The sequence below is a fragment of the Nonomuraea mesophila genome (assembly GCF_004352805.1).
Taxonomy (GTDB): domain Bacteria; phylum Actinomycetota; class Actinomycetes; order Streptosporangiales; family Streptosporangiaceae; genus Nonomuraea; species Nonomuraea longispora.
The window spans coordinates 18,829-35,215 of record NZ_SMLD01000034.1 but is presented as its reverse complement, the minus strand read 5'-3'; the positions used below and the strand labels follow the sequence as shown (position 1 = coordinate 35,215).

General features: G+C 70.5%; 20 protein-coding genes. 12 read left to right on the top strand and 8 right to left on the bottom strand.

Annotation, left to right across the window (positions count from 1 at the left end; genetic code table 11):
• Positions 1-18: 18 nt before the first annotated feature.
• Positions 19-753, bottom strand: coding sequence for an amino acid ABC transporter ATP-binding protein (locus E1295_RS15680; RefSeq protein WP_132631007.1), 735 nt, complete (start codon positions 751-753; stop codon positions 19-21).
• Positions 740-1,561, bottom strand: a complete 822-nt coding sequence (locus E1295_RS15675; protein WP_166427244.1) for an FCD domain-containing protein — start codon at positions 1,559-1,561, stop codon at positions 740-742. Before E1295_RS15675 ends, E1295_RS15680 begins: the two co-directional genes overlap by 14 nt.
• A gap of 714 nt (positions 1,562-2,275) precedes the next feature.
• On the opposite strand from E1295_RS15675, the gene E1295_RS15670 reads away from it, so the two are divergent.
• The gene (locus E1295_RS15670) at positions 2,276-3,463 is read left to right on the top strand and encodes a PucR family transcriptional regulator (protein ID WP_132631005.1); all 1,188 of its coding nucleotides are present in this window, start codon (positions 2,276-2,278) and stop codon (positions 3,461-3,463) included.
• A 154-nt stretch (positions 3,464-3,617) separates the two neighbouring features.
• Positions 3,618-4,010 carry a hypothetical protein gene (locus tag E1295_RS15665; protein ID WP_132631004.1) on the top strand — a complete coding sequence of 131 codons (393 nt, stop codon included), beginning with the start codon at positions 3,618-3,620 and terminating at the stop codon, positions 4,008-4,010.
• Positions 4,011-4,050: 40 nt separating this feature from the next.
• On the opposite strand, the gene E1295_RS15660 is transcribed toward E1295_RS15665, so the two are convergent.
• Complete coding sequence (locus E1295_RS15660) at positions 4,051-4,383, bottom strand: cupin domain-containing protein (protein ID WP_132631003.1); 333 nt, start codon at positions 4,381-4,383, stop codon at positions 4,051-4,053.
• 71 nt (positions 4,384-4,454) lie between these two features.
• Between E1295_RS15660 and E1295_RS15655 the strand changes: the two genes are divergently transcribed.
• Both E1295_RS15655 and E1295_RS15650 read left to right on the top strand, forming a co-directional pair.
• Positions 4,455-5,405, top strand: a complete 951-nt coding sequence (locus E1295_RS15655; protein ID WP_132631002.1) for a GlxA family transcriptional regulator — start codon at positions 4,455-4,457, stop codon at positions 5,403-5,405.
• A 129-nt stretch (positions 5,406-5,534) separates the two neighbouring features.
• Positions 5,535-6,008, top strand: coding sequence for a carboxymuconolactone decarboxylase family protein (locus E1295_RS15650; RefSeq protein WP_132631001.1), 474 nt, complete (start codon positions 5,535-5,537; stop codon positions 6,006-6,008).
• Here E1295_RS15650 and E1295_RS15645 read toward each other — a convergent pair whose 3' ends face one another.
• The gene (locus E1295_RS15645; protein WP_132631000.1) at positions 6,009-6,983 is read right to left on the bottom strand and encodes a helix-turn-helix transcriptional regulator; all 975 of its coding nucleotides are present in this window, start codon (positions 6,981-6,983) and stop codon (positions 6,009-6,011) included.
• Positions 6,984-7,043: 60 nt separating this feature from the next.
• Here E1295_RS15645 and E1295_RS15640 point away from each other — a divergent pair, with 60 nt between their 5' ends.
• Both E1295_RS15640 and E1295_RS15635 read left to right on the top strand, forming a co-directional pair.
• The gene (locus tag E1295_RS15640; RefSeq protein WP_132630999.1) at positions 7,044-7,628 is read left to right on the top strand and encodes a DinB family protein; all 585 of its coding nucleotides are present in this window, start codon (positions 7,044-7,046) and stop codon (positions 7,626-7,628) included.
• Positions 7,625-8,086: a VOC family protein gene (locus E1295_RS15635; RefSeq protein ID WP_132630998.1), complete on the top strand. Its 462-nt coding sequence runs from the start codon at positions 7,625-7,627 to the stop codon at positions 8,084-8,086. The genes E1295_RS15640 and E1295_RS15635 overlap by 4 nt, the downstream gene beginning before the upstream one ends.
• Before the next feature lie 22 nt (positions 8,087-8,108).
• On the opposite strand, the gene E1295_RS48705 is transcribed toward E1295_RS15635, so the two are convergent.
• Complete coding sequence (locus tag E1295_RS48705; RefSeq protein WP_166427243.1) at positions 8,109-8,396, bottom strand: STAS domain-containing protein; 288 nt, start codon at positions 8,394-8,396, stop codon at positions 8,109-8,111.
• A gap of 346 nt (positions 8,397-8,742) precedes the next feature.
• Here E1295_RS48705 and E1295_RS15625 point away from each other — a divergent pair, with 346 nt between their 5' ends.
• The 3 genes from E1295_RS15625 (at position 8,743) to E1295_RS15615 (ending at position 10,700) form a co-directional block, all read left to right on the top strand.
• A complete protein-coding gene (locus E1295_RS15625) occupies positions 8,743-9,105 on the top strand; it encodes a helix-turn-helix transcriptional regulator (protein WP_132630996.1) in 363 nt (120 codons plus the stop codon).
• Between the two features lie 76 nt (positions 9,106-9,181).
• Entirely contained in the window at positions 9,182-10,252 is a 1,071-nt protein-coding gene (locus tag E1295_RS15620; RefSeq protein WP_220448731.1) for a DUF6745 domain-containing protein, read from the top strand.
• 10 nt (positions 10,253-10,262) lie between these two features.
• Positions 10,263-10,700, top strand: coding sequence for a hypothetical protein (locus tag E1295_RS15615; protein WP_132630994.1), 438 nt, complete (start codon positions 10,263-10,265; stop codon positions 10,698-10,700).
• Positions 10,701-10,703: 3 nt separating this feature from the next.
• Here E1295_RS15615 and E1295_RS15610 read toward each other — a convergent pair whose 3' ends face one another.
• From E1295_RS15610 to E1295_RS15600, 3 genes are all read right to left on the bottom strand, one after another.
• Positions 10,704-11,690 (bottom strand): LLM class flavin-dependent oxidoreductase, encoded by a 987-nt coding sequence (locus E1295_RS15610; protein WP_132630993.1) that lies wholly within the window; start codon positions 11,688-11,690, stop codon positions 10,704-10,706.
• A 91-nt stretch (positions 11,691-11,781) separates the two neighbouring features.
• Positions 11,782-13,107: a glycoside hydrolase family 6 protein gene (locus tag E1295_RS15605; protein WP_132630992.1), complete on the bottom strand. Its 1,326-nt coding sequence runs from the start codon at positions 13,105-13,107 to the stop codon at positions 11,782-11,784.
• A 139-nt stretch (positions 13,108-13,246) separates the two neighbouring features.
• A complete protein-coding gene (locus tag E1295_RS15600) occupies positions 13,247-13,813 on the bottom strand; it encodes a TetR/AcrR family transcriptional regulator (RefSeq protein ID WP_132630991.1) in 567 nt (188 codons plus the stop codon).
• Between the two features lie 127 nt (positions 13,814-13,940).
• Here E1295_RS15600 and E1295_RS15595 point away from each other — a divergent pair, with 127 nt between their 5' ends.
• The 3 genes from E1295_RS15595 to E1295_RS15585 are packed head-to-tail and all read left to right on the top strand — an operon-like array spanning position 13,941 to position 16,383.
• Positions 13,941-15,749, top strand: coding sequence for an MDR family MFS transporter (locus E1295_RS15595; RefSeq protein ID WP_132630990.1), 1,809 nt, complete (start codon positions 13,941-13,943; stop codon positions 15,747-15,749).
• Complete coding sequence (locus E1295_RS15590; RefSeq protein ID WP_132630989.1) at positions 15,746-16,150, top strand: hypothetical protein; 405 nt, start codon at positions 15,746-15,748, stop codon at positions 16,148-16,150. Before E1295_RS15595 ends, E1295_RS15590 begins: the two co-directional genes overlap by 4 nt.
• Complete coding sequence (locus E1295_RS15585) at positions 16,147-16,383, top strand: SPW repeat protein (RefSeq protein WP_132630988.1); 237 nt, start codon at positions 16,147-16,149, stop codon at positions 16,381-16,383. Before E1295_RS15590 ends, E1295_RS15585 begins: the two co-directional genes overlap by 4 nt.
• Positions 16,384-16,387 lie beyond the last annotated feature (4 nt).

The following is a 16,387-nucleotide window of genomic DNA, read 5'->3' as shown; positions in this document are numbered from 1 at the left end:
CGTACAGACACCTCTTCGTCAGATATGCGAGACCCGGCGCAGGAACTCCTGGGCCCTCTCGGTCGACGGGCTGGCGAAGAAGTCATCGGGCGCGGCGCTCTCGACGACGCGCCCGCCGTCCATGAACACGACCCGGTCGGCCACCTTGCGCGCGAAACCCATCTCGTGCGTGACCACGACCATGGTCATCCCGCTGCCGGCCAGGTCGACCATGACCTCCAGGACCTCCTGGATCATCTCCGGGTCCAGGGCGCTGGTCGGCTCGTCGAACAGCATGATCGCGGGGTCCATGGCCAGGGCGCGGGCGATCGCCACCCGCTGCTGCTGACCGCCGGAGAGCTGTGTGGGCAGATTGTCGGCCTTCTCCGGTATCCCGACCCGTTCCAGCAGTTCCATCGCCCGGCGGCGGGCCGCGTCCTTGGGAAGCTTCTTCACCCGGACGGGGGCGAGCATGATGTTCTGCGCCACCGTCATGTGCGGGTACAGGTTGAAGTGCTGGAAGACGAAGCCGACTCCGCTGCGCAGCTCGTTCAGGTTCGTGGCCCTGGCGTGCGGATCGCGGCCGTCGACCACGACCGCGCCGCCGGAGACGTCCTCCAGGGCGTTGATGCAGCGCAGCAGCGTGCTCTTGCCCGAACCCGATGGGCCGAGCAGGACCACCACCTCGCCCTCGGCGACCGACAGGTCGATGCCGTTCAGCACCGCGAGGTCGCCGTACGACTTCTGTACGCCGGTGAACTCAATGATCGGCATCCGGGTCAGGCCTTCCGTGCGTGTCATGTGCGGTAGGTCCGGGCATGCCCCAGGTGAGCAGCCGCTCGACGATGGGGGCGGTCTCTTCGGTGAGGAACCGGCCGGCCTCGTCCAGCAGCCGGTCCATGTGGGCGCGCATCGCCTCCTCCGCCTCGTCCGCCCGGCCCGCGCCGATCGCGTCGGCGATCCGCTGGTGCTCGATGACCGTGACCTCGCCCGAGCGGTGCGAGTCGAGCACGACGTCCAGGGCCGCCTCCAGACGGTCCAGCGCCGGATCGAGAACGACGTCGAGCATGGCCTTGACGATGGGATTGCGGGTGCACCTGGCCACCCGGCGATGAAAGGTCAGCGCGATGTCGCGCGGCACCTCGTGCACGTCGGCGAAATGCCTGCCGTGCCGCTCGACCAGCCCGGTGAGCGCCTGTGCCGCAGCGGCGTTGTCCTCGCAGAGCGCCGCCTCCCTGGCCGCCTCGGGCTCTACCGTCCGCCGCGCGCGCAGCAGGTCGATCAGGCCTTCCGACGTACGTACCTGCGTGCCTTCCAGGAACCGGGTGGCGGTGGTCCGCCCGCGCAACACGGTGGCGACGTGCTGGCGGCCGGCCGAGGTGAGCATCCTGCCCTTGGTCCCCGCGGCCACGGTGAAGCCGCGCCGGTCCAGCAGGCGCAGCCGCCGGGCGACCGTGGCCTCGCTGATGTCCAGGCCGGCGCCCTGCTTGAGCACCTGCAGCACCTGCCGCGCGCCCAACGGCTCCGGCGCTCCCGCCAGCACCTCGAGGATGGCGTCAGCCGAGCGTTCCTCCACCTTCACCACACCACTCCCACCAGCGGACCAAGATCCTACATGTCCGTTACATCCCGTTTTGTGCCTCTTTGCCGTGTTGGTACATCAGTCAAATCTGACAGACGTCCGTCATGGGTTACAGGAATGATGCATTAAGGTGAAAATAGGGTCACGGTCGAGAAGTCGGGCACGGGACGCCGGCTCGCAGGCAGGATGTCAACGCGTGGATACGAAAGAGTCCACGATCAGCCAGACGCCGGCTGCCACGACCGTGCCCGCGACGGCGAGATGCCTCGCGCGGGCAACCGCGTCGCGCAGACCATCACCGAGGCCTTCACCCTCAAGAAGTGACACCCTGACGACAGGCCGGCACGACCACCCGTGCCGGGCCCCGCGGCTTGCCGGGAACGCGCGGACCGGCGCCGGAACCGTACGGGAGTAATCCGGTTCCTCACTCAGAGTGAAGGGTCGGGAAATCATTTATCGGCGCCCGTGGAATACCGCTGGGGCGGAAAGCATCCGCATGGTGATCGTGCGTGATGGTTTCGGCCGTCACGAATCGCCGGTCGAATGAAACGTTCACCGGTTGGCAACCCTTCTGAGCTGGTGGCACGCCATTGTCCGGGAACCGCGTGACGACATCGGAAAAATCCCTTTGATACGAAAGCGTCCGGCCGACGAATACCGGGCGCGCGTTTCAGGGAGACATGACCAACGGCGACGTCACGGGGAGATTTCATCATGGGCGGCAACCTCTTCGGCATGCTCAAAAGCCGGGTCGACGACAACGCGAGGAGAGTGGTGGACGCCTGCGTCGGCGAGATCGCCGGTTTCCAGGCGATCGAGTCCCGGGCGCGGGCGTCGATGATGGAGTTCGCGGTCGTCGTACGGCAGCGCACGGCCGAGCTGGCCGCCTCCGGAGAGCCGCTGCTGGACAGCGACCTGGCCTTCATCGAGTCGGTCGGCGAGCAGCGCGGCGCGCAGGGCGTGGCGCCCGGCTGCCAGCGCGGCGCGCTGGCGCTGCACGCGGCGTTCACCATGCGGGAGCTCTCCGAGGCGGCCGGGCCGGGCGACCTGACGGAGACGATGCGCATGCTCGACTGGCTGGCCCGGCAGGGCGCGCGGGCACAGGCGGTCTACACCCGGGGCTACCTCAGAGGCTATGAGCGGTTCCTGCCGACGGCCTCGCGCGTCCACCTGCTGGCCACCATGGTGCTGCACGACGATCCCATGGCCGGCGAGCTGGCCGTCAGCCTCGGGGTGCCGGTGACCGAGCACTACCTGGTCACGGTGGTCCGGGTGGCGACGGAGCCGCCGAAGACGTGCCGGGAGGAGGTCGTGTGCACCCTGCTGCAGCGGCATCGCGTGCCGTTCGGGTGGCAGGAACCGGACGAGTTGGTGGCGCTCGTGCCGTATCACGGGGCCCGGCCGGAGCAGCGGGCGGCGGCGGAGCGGTCAGGGCTGGCGCTGGCGCAGGCGGTCGCGGAGATCGTGGGGCGGCCGTGCTCGGTGGGCACGGCCCATGGGCGCCGCCGCGCGCTCGTCCAGGCGGCCGCGCTGGCGCGGAAGGTCAGCAGGGTGGCGCCGATCGAACGGGTGCCGCGCAGGTCGTACGGGGTGGCCGACGTGTTCGCGGAGCTGGGCGCGGTGGAGACGCCGCAGGTGGACCAGTGGTTACGGGAGACGGCCAAGCGGCTCGGCGACGGGCCGGAGCTGGTGCCCACGCTGGACGCCTACTACCGCAACGACATGAACCGCCTGCGTACCGCCGAATCCCTGCACATCCATCCGCGCACCCTGGACTACCGGCTGCGGCGGGTGCGGGAGCTGGTGGGGATCGAGCCGGGCTCCACGCACGGCGTACGGGTGCTGAGCACGACCGTCACCCGGATGCTGGCGGGCGCGTGGACCGAGCACGGCCTGGCCTGAACCCCTGCGGCTTTGACATCAGTGACAACCGCCCGCCGGCCGCCGTGGCGGAGATTCGCGTGATGTGACGATGCCCGGCGCCGCCCGGGTCGGCGAAGGTGTCACTGACAGGGCACGGCCGGCCGCCAGGGAAACCCAGCGAGAGGTCCGACACATGGTTGTACATGCGAGAAGAACGCTCATCGGCGTGCTGGCCGCGATCGCGGCGCTGCTGTTCTCCGTCGCGCTGCACACGGGTTCGGCCACCGCGGCGCCCGAACGCGGGTTCACCGACGAGTCGACCGCGACGCTCCCGGATGCCTCCGACAAGGACGGCAGGGCTTCGCTGGACGCCACGTACTCGTGCTCGCGCAGTGTGCCGATCCCGGCGTACTACGTCGACATCGACTGCTCGGTCTACAGCGGCGCGATCAGGGTCGTGGTGACCTGCAGCGACGGCTACTGGTTCGCCAGCCCGATCATCTTCGCGGGCTACCGGTTCACCGGGCGGGGCACGTGCGGCCCGCCGTGGACCGTACGGACCACGGACGTCGAGACGGTGTTCTGACCGGAACCCCGGCCGCCCGGGTCCACCGGGCGGCCGGGGATCACCCCTCCGGGTAGAAGAGGAACAACGTGCAGCCCGTCGCCGACTGCGGGACGTGCGAGGAGCCCGCGGGGGCGTGGATGAAGGAGCCGGCCGGATAGTCGCGCTCGCCGTCGTTGAAGACGCCGGAGACCACGTAGACCTCCTCGGGGCCGGGTTCGTGCACGTCGATCCCCTGCCAGTGAGCTCCTGGGTCCATCTCCAGCACGCAGGCCTTCGCGCCGTTGTCCCCTTGCCACAACATGCGCGCCCGGATGCCCGGGAAGAGGTCGGTCACCGGGGCGTCCTCGACGGAGGACCACACGTACGCGGAGATGCTCTGTTCTGTCGTCATGGTGCCAGCGTGGCGGCCGGTCGGGGCCCCCGCCGAGTGTCAGGAATGACATCATCAGGTACTTTCGTGCCATGCATCGGGTGACCGCGCTGATCCGCCCGCCGCAGTCGACGTTCGAGCTCGGCTGCGCGGCCCAGGTGTTCGGGATCGACCGGCCGGGGCTCCCGGCCCGCTACACCTTCACCGTGTGCACGGAACGGCCGGGCCCGGTCGCCACGTACGCCGGCTACGACATGCTCGTGACCGACGACCTCGACGCGCTCGACCACGCGGACACGGTGATCGTCCCCGGCTGGCTGCCCGCCACTGACCCGCCCTCGCCGGCGGTCGTCCAGGCGCTGCAGCGGGCCCACGCCCGGGGCACTCGGGTCGTCAGCATCTGCTCGGGCGCGTTCGCGCTGGCCCACGCCGGGCTGCTGGACGGGCGGCGGGCGACCACGCACTGGGCCCTGGCGGACGAGCTGGCCGCGCGTTTCCCGCACGTACGGATCGACCCGGACGTGCTGTACGTCGACCACGGCGACGTGGCGACCAGCGCCGGCGCAGGGGCCGGCATCGACCTGTGCATGCACCTGGTGCGCAGCGACCAGGGCGGGTCGTACGCGGCGCACATCGCACGGACCATGGTCATGCCGCCCCACCGCGAGGGCGGGCAACTGCAGTATTCCGCGCCGTCGCACCCCGCGCAGATCGACGGCACGCTCGGGCCGCTGCTGGAGTGGGTCACCGGGAGGCTCGGCGAAGCGGTGACCGTCGAGGGCATGGCCGCGCACGTGGGCCTGTCGCCGCGCACGCTCACCCGCCGGTTCGTCGACCAGCTCGGCATCAGCCCGGGGCAGTGGCTGCTGGCCCAGCGGATCGCCACGGCCAGGGACCTGCTGGAGTCGTCGGACCTGCCGTTGGACGCGGTCGCCCGCCGCGTCGGCCTTTCCTCGGCCACCAATCTCCGCAGGCGTTTCCTCAACGCCCTCGGCACGACACCGGGCGCCTACCGGCGGGCGTTCCGGGCCCGTCCACGGTGACGGCGCTGTTTCTCCCGCCGGATCTCACGACGAGCCGTTGCGGGCCGTCGGCGGGGAGACGCAGATCACATCACACTTCGCCGGGCGGCGTCGTCGAGGGGGTGTAAGTCCAACGAAGGAGATGATCCCATGGAAGCCCGTCTGGACTTCTTCGCCAACCCCGTCGCGGCGAAGGTCTCGAAGTACATCTTCTCCGCGGGCAAGGTCGTGCTCGACTCGGCCCTGCCCGCGACCACGCAGCAACTGGTGGCGCTGCGCGTCAGCCAGATCAACGGCTGCGGATTCTGCGTCGACATGCACACCAAGGACGCCGCGCACGCCGGGGAGTCGTCGGTGCGCCTCAACCTGGTCGCGGCCTGGCGGGAGGCCACGGTGTTCACCGACGCCGAGCGGGCCGCCCTGGAGCTGGCCGAGCAGGGCACCCGCATCGCCGACGGCGGCACGGGCGTCACCGACGAGGTCTGGGCGCACGCCGCCAAGCACTACGACGAGGACCAGCTCGCCGCCCTGGTGTCGCTGGTCGCCATGATGAACACCGTCAACCGGCTCAACGTCATCGTCCGCCAGCCCGCCGGCGGCTACGAGCCCGGCAAGTGGGGGTAGTCACGTCCGTTCGGCGCCCGCCGCGAGCAGCTTCTGAGCCAGCTCGCGGCAGCGCCCGCCGAGCTCGGGAGGGTCGAGCACCTCGAAGTCGTGCCCCAGCAGGAGCACGTGCAGGAGCACCATGTCGAGGTTCGCACCGCCGCTGAGCACCTCGCACCGCTCGGCGCCGCGCGGCCGCACCATGGCCGCCGACGCCGGCACCTGCGCACGCACCGTGCCGGCCGGGGCGTGCACGAGGAAACGTGCCTGGTGCGGGTAGACGCGGCTGGCCACGCTTTCCTGCACGTACGCCGCCGCGTCGGGGGCCGCGCGCGGACGGAAGCGCCAGGTCCGTGCCGTCACGCCGGTCATCCGGTCGACGCGGAAGCTGCGCCAGCCGTCGCGGTCGAGGTCGTAGGCGAGGAGATACCAGCGCAGGTCGGAGGCGACCAGACGGTACGGCTCCACCCGCCGCCGTCGCAGTTCGTCGCCCGACGGGTAGTCGAAGCCGGCCTCGACCTCGTCGCGGCAGGCCCTGGCCAGCGTCATGAGCACCTCGGGGTCGATCGGCGTGCGTCCCCTGCCGAACGACTCGACCGAGCCGGAGAGGGCGCGTATCTCGTGCCGCAACCGGGTGGGCAGCACCTGGTCGAGCTTGGTCATCGCCCGGAGCGCCGCGTCGCCGGCTCCGGCGAGCGCTCCGCCCGCGCCGGCGAGCAGCGAGACCGCGGTGGCGATGGCCTCCTCGTCGTCGAGCAGGAGCGGCGGCAGGTCCTGGCCGCGGCCGAGCGTGTAACCGCCACCGACGCCCTGGGTGGCGTGCACCGGGTAGCCGAGCGTACGCAGCCGCTCGACGTCGCGGCGTACGGTGCGGGGCGTGACCCCCAGGCGGCCGGCGAGCTCGGGGCCGGTCCACACCTGGCGCTGTTGCAGCAGCCCGAGCAGAGTGAGCACCCGCTCGGTCGTGCCCCGCTCCTCGGGACTCACCACGTCCATGGTGCCCACCTTGCCAGATAGCGGACCGATCCTGTCCGCTGGAAGCGTGACAGTGGCTGCATGGACACAGCGACACCCGACTGGAACCACTCACTGCGCGAGCAGGCGGAGTGGCATTGGAATCACCACCTCAGGCGGAGGCTCGACGGCCTCACCGACGAGGAATATCTCTGGTCACCGGTGCCGGACGCCTGGAGCGTGCGGCCGCGCGGCACCTCGACGACGCCCATGAACGCCGGCGCCGGGGACTACACGATCGACTACGCCTTCCCCGAACCGTCCCCCGCGCCATTCACCACGATCGCCTGGCGGCTCGGCCACGTCATCGTCGGCGTGCTCGCCATGCGCAACGCGGCGCACTTCGGCGCGCCGCCGGCGTCGTACGAGAGCTGGGAGTACGCGGGCGACGCGGCCACCGCGCTCGACCAGCTGGAGACCCAGTTCGACGTCTGGCTGACCGGGGTGCGCGGCCTCGGCGAGGCCGGCCTCGCGGTCCCGGTCGGCGAGAAGGAGCCCTACCCCGACGCGCCCATGGCGGATCTGGTCCTGCACATCCACCGTGAGCTGATCCACCACATGTCCGAGGTGTGCCTGCTGCGCGACCTCTACCTGCACATGAACGCCGCGAAGGGAACAGCCCGATGAGCCGCGAGATCCAGGTCACCTTCGACGCCCACGACCCGAAGGCGCTGTCGACCTTCTGGCGTGACGCGCTCGGTTACGTCCACCCCGGACCGCCCGGCGTGGACCTGCCCGAGGGCGCCGACCCGCTGGCCGCGTGGGACGACTTCCTTGAACGCACCGGCGTGCCCGAGGACCGGCGCAACATGGCGTCGGCCCTCCAGGACCCGGACGGACGGGGCCCGCGCCTGTTCTTCCAGCGGGTGCCGGAGGACAAGATGGCCAAGAACCGGGTGCACCTGGACATCCGCGCGGCTCCTGGACTGGAGGGAGCCGCACGGATGGCCGCGCTGGAAGCCGAGTGCGACCGGCTCGTCGCGCTCGGAGCCAAGCGGGTACGCCGCCACGAACCCGACCGGTGGATGAGCGCCGGATTCATCGTGATGACCGACCCGGAGGGCAACGAATTCTGCCTGGACTGACGTTCCCCTGACGGGGACGGCGTCAGTCGAAGAGACCCAGCCCGAGCAGGTCCACCAGGCGGTTCAGCTGCGGCCGCGCGTTGCGGATGACGGCTGAACCGCCTGCGGCGAAGGACTGCAGGGCCCGGATCGCCGACACGTCGGCGAAGGTGACCCCGCTGACGTCGATGATCAGGTGATCGTCGATGTAGCGGGCCTCGGTCAGTGTGCGCAGGAGCTCTCCGCTGTTGCTGGAGTCGATCTCACCTATGAGGTTGATCACGGAAGGCCCGGCGTTGATCGTGCAGGTGACCTGCAGAATGTTGTCCACGTACAAAAGATGCTCCGGCGTGGGCGGAGGCGCTGACAAGACCATGTCACCCTCGTCGGCGACCGAGGTGTCGACTGTGGTGGTGTGTCTGTCTCGGCGTACGTGCCGAGCTGGGTTAATCGGGCGGCGCGATCCGTAAGCCGGGCGCGGCTTGACGTTGTGCCTCGCGTGCAACATCGCTTCCCCCCTGATCATGACGGGCTGTGGGCCTGGGCGGCTCGACACCTCTACGGTAAACTAGTAAGAACAATACCGGAATAGCTTTTCCTCAATCAAACTTCGCGCGACGATGTGCAGGCCACGCTATGCTGCTGGTCATCTCAACACAGGGAGGAGTCGCACAGGCATGGACAACGATGGTGGGCGTCGTGCAGGGTGGACGTTCCTGACCAACCACGCACGGGTGCTCCTGGCCATCGCCGTGGACCCCAAGGTGCGTGTGCGTGACATCGCCTCGACGATCGGCATCACGGAGCGCGCCGCCCAGAGCATCGTGTCGGACCTGGAGGAAGCCGGCTACATCCAGCGCAACCGGGTGGGACGCCGCAACCACTACCACATACAGCCCGGCGTGACCTTCCGTCACCACACCGAGGCCGACATGCCCGTGCAGGTGCTGATCGACATCTTCACCCATCGCGACCTGCCCGCGGGCGGTGCGAGCTCCTCCGTCCTGTCGATCACCGAGAACCGCGGCGAGGCACGTTAGCCGCTGGACACATCCGCCGCCGATCTGTCACCATCTGAGCCATGATCGTGAGAAAGGACGACGCCACCCGCATCCGGTGAGCGTCCACGTGCAGCGGGAAGCTGCCGCAATCCGCGAAAGCTGGCTGGGCAGGGCGTTGTCGACGCGGCCCGCCGACCGTCCGGCCGCAGAGGCCGCCATCTCGGGGCTCTACCGCCTGATCGGCCTGCCCCGACCCCGTTTCCACTGGGTCTCCTCGCCCGCGAAGGGCCTGGCCACCGTGCCGCCGGGGACCCGGACCCGGGAGGACATCGACCGCCTCACCGAGTGGCCCGTGCCCAGGCGGCTGTCCGCGCTCGCGGGCACGCTGCGCCATGAGCTCGACGCCCGGCTCAGGCCACGCGGGCGGCCGTTCGACCAGATCGTCCGCCGTACGACGTACCTCCCGCTCCAGCGCTCCGTCACCAGCACCCTCCTCCCACCGCTGAACGCGGCGCACGAGTCGCGGGTGTTCCGGCGCGCCTGGTACGACACGCTCTCCGTCGCCTGGATCGCCGAGTACGACGCCCTGCGCCGGGCCGCCGGCGCGGTCTTCACCGGCGAGCACCGCCGGCTCCTCGCTCTGTGGACGGCCGCGACCACGTCGTGCGGCTGGTGGTGGCCGAGGGAGGACACGTGCGTGGTCTCCGAGCGGCCCGTCACCCTGCACACCGAGGTGTGGGGCGAGAACGGAGAGGTCCGCCCGCACCACGCGGACGGCCCCGCCGTGCGCTACTCCGACGGCTGGGACCTGCACGCCTGGCACGGCAGGCCGGTGCCCGCCTGGGTGATCACGGATCCGAGCGTACGGCGCATCGCGGACGAACCGAACGTGGAGGTCAGGCGGTGCGCGATCGAGCACATCGGCTGGCCCGCGTACGTCGACCAGGCCGGGCTGCGGCTCGTCGCCAGGGCGCCCGACCCCGGCAATCCAGGCTGCGAGCTGCAGCTCTACGACATGCGAGCGGGAACGAGGGTGCTGCTCGCCGTCAACGGATCACAGGAGCGCGACGGTCACCGGCGCCGCTACGGGCTCACCGTGCCGGCCTTCGACGACCCGATCGCCGCCGCCGGCTGGACCTACGGGCTGTCCGCCGAGCACTACTCCCTTCTCCAGCGAAGAACCTGAGGTGATCATCATGACCGTGACTCTCGCCACCTTGACCCGGCGGACCGGCCTCACCGTGCTCGACCACCTCGAGCAGTCGGTCCGCATCCCCGTCGTCGACGGCCTCCAGGCCCAGGGCGACCTCATCGTCATCCCGCTCGCGATGCTCGCAGGCTCCGTCGGGGCCGGGCGCGACACCGTGTGGCAGCCCGTGCCGTCGGCGGGCGTCGAGTTGCTGCGCGGAGAGGCCGGCGGCAACCCGCACACGCTCGTCGCCGACCCCGGCACGTGCCTGTGGACGACGCAGGTGGCCGATCCGGATCACCTGGCGATCGCCATGTTCGAGGCGCGGGACACCGTCTACCTGCTGCACCCCGAACACGGAGGTACGGGCTGCGCGCCGGGCACGTACGTGGTGCGGCGCCAGCGCGAGCGCGAAGGCCCCAGGATGCGCCTGGTCGCCGACTGACCGTCAGGCGCGCAGGCCGTGGGCCTGGGCCAGCAGCTCGGCCGAGCGCATCCAGGCCTTCCTGTCGGGAGCGGCGAACGCGACGATCAGCTCGTCGGCCTGGGCGTGCTCGGCGAAGCGGGCGACGTAGGCCTCGACCTCGTCCGGGTCGCCGACGGCGGAGTATTTCGCCATCTGCACGAGCTGCTGCCCGGCCGGCGACTCCAGGATCATGTCGGCCTCCTCCGGCGTGAACGTGCGCCCCCGCCCGAGGAACCTGGTCACCCTGAGCCGCTTGGACTCCAGGAACTGCTCCTCGGCCTCCTCCTTCGTCTCGGCGGCGATCACGTTGAGCGCCGCGATGACGTGGGGCCGGTCGAGCTGCGCCGACGGCTTGAAGTCGCGCCGGTAGACGGCCACGGCCTCCTCCAGCGCGGTGGGCGCGAAGTGCGAGGCGAACGCGTACGGCAGGCCGAGCGCCGCCGCGAGCTGCGCCCCGAACAGGGAGGAGCCGAGGATGTAGAGCGGCACGTCGGTGCCCTTGCCCGGCGTGGCGTCGACGCCGGGGATGCGCGACTCGCCCGTCAGGTACCCCTGCAGTTCGAGCACGTCCTGCGGGAACGAGTCGGCGGAGGCGGGGCTGCGGCGCAGGGCCCGCATGGTCTGCTGGTCGCTGCCCGGAGCCCGGCCGAGACCGAGGTCGATGCGGCCGGGGTGGAGGGTCTCCAAGGTGCCGAACTGCTCGGCGATGGTCAGCGGCGCGTGGTTGGGGAGCATGACGCCGCCCGCGCCGAGGCGGATGGTGCTGGTGTGCGCGGCGACGTGGGCGATCAGCACGCTGGTCGCCGAGGACGCGATGCTCGGCATGTTGTGGTGCTCGGCGTACCAGATGCGTTGGTAGCCGAGCTCCTCCGCACGCTGGGCGAGGGCGACGCTGGCGGTGAAGCTGTCGCGCGCCGTCTCGCCCTCGCCGATGTGGGCCAGATCAAGGATGGACAGCGGCAGAGCCATGAGCACGCGCCTTTCGAGAAGTACGGATGGCTCTGTGCAACATCGTACGAGGCGCGGATATTTCGCCGGGCCCCCACAGGCCCGGCGATGATCACGAGGCGGTGCAGGTGAGGGTGGACGGAGTGCCGTTCTGACCGCTGTGAGAGGCGAGGAAGCCGAACGTGGTGCTGCCGCCCGCCGCCACGGCGCCGTTCCAGCCGAGGTTGGTCACGGAGACGGACCCGCCGCCGCCGGCCAGGGTGCCGTTCCACAGCTGCGAGATCGTCTGCCCGCTGGGGAACGTCCAGCCGACCTGCCAGCCGCCGATCGCGGACGAGCCCGTGTTCGTGACGGTGACCTCGCCCTGGAAGCCGCCCTGCCACTCGCTCGTCACCTTGTACGCCGCCGTGCACCCGCCCTCGCCGGGCGTCGGCGTGTCGGTCGGCGTGACCGTGACGGTGGGCGTGACCGTCGGTGAGGGCGCGGCCATGGCCAGGTCGTACGCCCGCTGCGGCACGAACTGCCCGGCGGTCGCGATGCACCCGTCGGCCTCGCCGGGTGGCTTGACCCACAGGTAGGCGGCGATCGCGGAGTCACCGGTGTCCGTGGTGCTCCAGATGCCCGTGGCGCGGCCGGGCGGGTCGCACCACTCGCTGCCGGAAGGGCCGTTGCCGTTGCGGCTGGTGTCGATGACCGCCTTGAGCCGGGACACGCCGGTCGCCGCGATCACGCTCTTCGCGTACGACACCAGGCCGGGCGTCGACCGGTAGTTCGAGGTGTTGACCGCGATGCCGTCGGCGCTGCCGGACACGTCGGCGCCGTTCAGCCTGGAGGCGGCCTCCGAGGCGGACAACCAGGCGTCGTGCCCGACGTCGAAGTAGACCTTGGCCTGCGACGACGTGGCCCTGAACGTTCTGCCCGCGTACGCCATGGAGGCCTGGACCTCGGCCTGTTCCGAGCCGTTCATGCAGTTGGACATGATGGCCAGTGCGTCGGGCTCCAGCACGATGGTCGCGGGCCGGCCGCCGAGCCCGGCGGCGATCTCGTCGATCCAGCCGCGGTAGGCGGCGTGGTCGGGGGCGCCGCCGGCGCTGGGGCCGCCGCAGTCGCGGTTCGGCATGGCGTACACGACCATGATGGGGATCTTGCCCGCGGCGGCTGCCGCGCCGACGTACGCGTCGACCTGGCCGCGCACGGTCGAGGGGTTGTACGTCGCGAACCACCTGCCCTGCGGCACGGCGGCGATGCGGTCCCTGATCACGGAGGTACGGCTGTCGCTGGGGTTGGCGGCCACCCATTTGGCGGCGTTCGTCTGGGGATCGACGTAGAAAGCGGAGTCGGCGGCCCTGGCCGTGGAGGAGGACAGGACGACCGCTCCCGCCGCGACCGTGGCGGCCGCGGTGAGGAGCACCGCCAGCAGGGGGTTCCTGCGAGACATGGGTTCTACTCCGTCCGTCATGTGGGAGCGCTCCCACGGGCACTTCGGATCGTAGGTAGCCCTCATCCCCCGCACCAAGACCTCCGATCGATCACCACGGCGTATCCGCAGGCCAACCTGGCTTCGGGAGCTGAAACTTTCAGCCGGCCAGGCACGCCTCGAAGACCGCGGTGAGGCGGTCGACGTCGGCCGGCGTGGGGTCCTGCGGACCGAGGCGGCGGCGGGTGGCGCCGATGCCGAGGAAGACCGCCGTGGCCATGCGGGCCCTGTGCTGCGCGTCAGGGCCATGAAGCTGCTCGGCGATGGGGTTGAGCACGGCGGTGATGAGCCGCTCACGAGCCAGGGACCGCACCTCGGGATGGGCGGCGGAACGTTCGAGCGCCCGCAGGATCGGGTTGTCGGGCGGTCGCCGCATCCGCTCGGCGGCATATTCGGCCAGCCGGCGCGGCAGGGCGTCGGCGCCGCCCTCGAACAGGGCGCTGAGCGTCGGCTCCCCCTGCAGAACGGCGGCGAAGAGCCCGGCCTTGGAACCGAAGTAGCGGCCCACCAGGGCGACGTTGGCCTCGGCCGCCGCAGCGATCATGCGAACGGTCACCGTCTCGTAGCCCTGCTCGCCGAACAGCGTGCGCGCCGCCTGCAGGATGCGTTCGCGCGTCGCCTCACGGTCGCGCGGCCTGGCTCCCGCCTCCATTGCCTGGGCGTCCATACCAGAACTCTAGTCACCACGGCCTCCACCTGCGGCTGCGCGCTCCCACCCCCCTCCTTGCCGCGCGGCTAGTAAACAGGCGTATACTCCGTTGGGTCACGACTGTATTCAGGGGGGATGTGGTGTCTTGGTAGCCCAGGCACATACGGCGGCCCCCACGAAGCGGCAGTACACGCACCGCGAAATCCTCGAGGTCATGTCCGGGCTGATGCTCGCGATGCTCACGTCGATGATCTCGACTTCCGTGGTGGGCACCGCGCTGCCGACGATCGTGGGGGAACTCGGGGGTCAGGACCAGTACTCATGGGTCGCGAGCGCGACCATGCTGACGATGACGGTCTCCACGCCGTTGTGGGGCAAGCTGTCCGACCTGTTCGGGCGCAAGCTGCTCTTCCAGAGCGCTCTGGGGTTGTTCGTCGCCGCGTCCCTCGTCGCCGGGATGTCCCAGGACATCGGGCAGCTCATCGCGGCACGGGCCGTGCAGGGGCTCGGTGTCGGCGGCCTGTCGGCGCTGTCGCAGGTGATCCTCGGGGACATCGTCTCGCCCCGCGAGCGCGGCCGCTACTCCGGTTACATGGGAGCGGTCTTCGGGATCTCCACGGTCGCCGGCCCCCTGCTCGGCGGGTTCATCGTGGACGCCGACTGGCTGGGCTGGCGCTGGTGCTTCTACGTGGTCGTGCCGTTCGCCGTGGTGGCCTTCCTGGTGATCCAGAGGGTGCTCAAGCTGCCGGCCACCAAGCGGGACACCTCGATCGACATCTGGGGCGCCACGACCATCACGGCCGCCGCGAGCGCGCTCATGCTGCTGCTGACGCTCGGCGGCAACACGTTCGAGTGGGACTCGGTCTGGACCTACTTCCTCGCGTCCATCGCCCTGCTCATGCTGGCGCTCGCGGTGTTGTCCGAGCGGACCGCGCGCAACCCGATCCTGCCGCCGCGGTTGTTCCGCAACCGTACGTTCGTGCTCACCAGCATCGCCTCCCTGTTCGTCGGCATGGCGATGTTCGGCGCGATGATCTACCTGCCGCAGTACCTGCAGAACGTCAAGGGCCTCAGCCCGACCGACTCGGGGCTGATGACGCTGCCCATGGTGGCGGCGCTGTTCGTGTCCGGTGTGGTCTCCGGGAAGATCGTCACCAAGACCGGCAGGTGGAAGCTGTTCCCCGTCGCGGGCATGCTGATCGTGGCCGCCGGGCTGTTCCTGCTGTCGAAGCTGCACGTCGACTCCGGCGAGTGGCTCATCGGGTTCGACGTGGCGGTGCTGGGCACCGGGCTCGGCATGTCCATGCAGATGCTGATCCTCGCCGCCCAGAACGGCTCCGAGCCGCGTGACATGGCCTCCACCACGGCCGGCGTCTCGTTCTTCCGCTCGCTGGGCGGCGCCGTCGGCGTGGCCGCGTTCGGCGCCATCCTGACCAACCGGCTCAAGGACGAGATGGCCGAGATGCTGAAGGCCGCGAAGATCGCGCTGCCCGGCGGCTCCGACTTCAAGCTCGGCAGCCCCGAAGCCATCCAGCGGCTGCCCGAACCCGTCAAGCACATCGTGCTGGAGTCGTTCACGCGCGGCATGGAGACCGTGTTCATGGTGGGCGTGCCCATCGCTCTGCTCGGGTTCGTGGCCACGTTGTTCCTCAAGGAACTGCCGCTGCGCGGGTCCGCCGTGACGGCGCCGCCCGAACCGAAACCGCTCGGCAAGGACGATCTGGTGCTGGCCGGGCTGCTGCTGGAGCTCGTGGCCCAGCGCGTCGAGCGGGCGAACGGCGAGCGCTCCGCGCTGCTCACCGCCGTCGCCAGGATGGCGCCGCCGGACGGCCGTACCGAAGGCGAACGGGCCAGGTCGGTCGCCCAGGACGTGCTGCGGCCCACCTCGCGCGCGCTGATCGCGCAGGCCGCGCCACCGCAGAAAGACCTTGTCACGAGAGGACTCTCGCAATGATCCGCAAGTTCGTCGGCGCCGTCGCGGCCTCGCTGGCCGCCCTGGCCGGGTTGTGGCTGATGATCGCGCCTTTCGCCCTCGGCACCCAGCCGGAGACCGGCGACTGGACGGACACCACCCGGTCCGAGTTCTTCACCGGGCTCGGCGTGGCCGTCGTGGGGCTGGCGGGGGCGATCGCGTTCGCGCTGGCCATCCACGCGGACCTGGTGGCGCGGGGCCTGGTCGAGGTGAGGCGGCGCGAACCCGAGCCGGAGCCAGTGCCCGCCCCCGCGCCGCAGACGTCGTCCGCGGAGCTGGCCGCCCTGCTCGCCCCGCTCGTCGAGGCGCTGCGCGAGGACCTGAACAACAACCCGCGCCCCAACGGCAAAGGCTCCCTGGTGGGAATGGAGGAGAACCGGTGAAGGCCAAGCTGGGCGTATCCGCCCTCGTCCTGCTGTTCCTCGGCGGCCTGTGGCTCGTCGCGGCCCCGTTCGTGGTCGGCTACCAGCCCCGCGGCGCCGCCTACGTGGACGCGACCGTCAACGACCTGTGGATCGGCGGCTCGCTCGCCGCGCTCTCGTTCGTGTCCCTCGTGATCTACGCCGCGGACGCGCTGCGCGAGCTGTCCCGCCGCGGCAAGCACGCCGACACCTGACGAG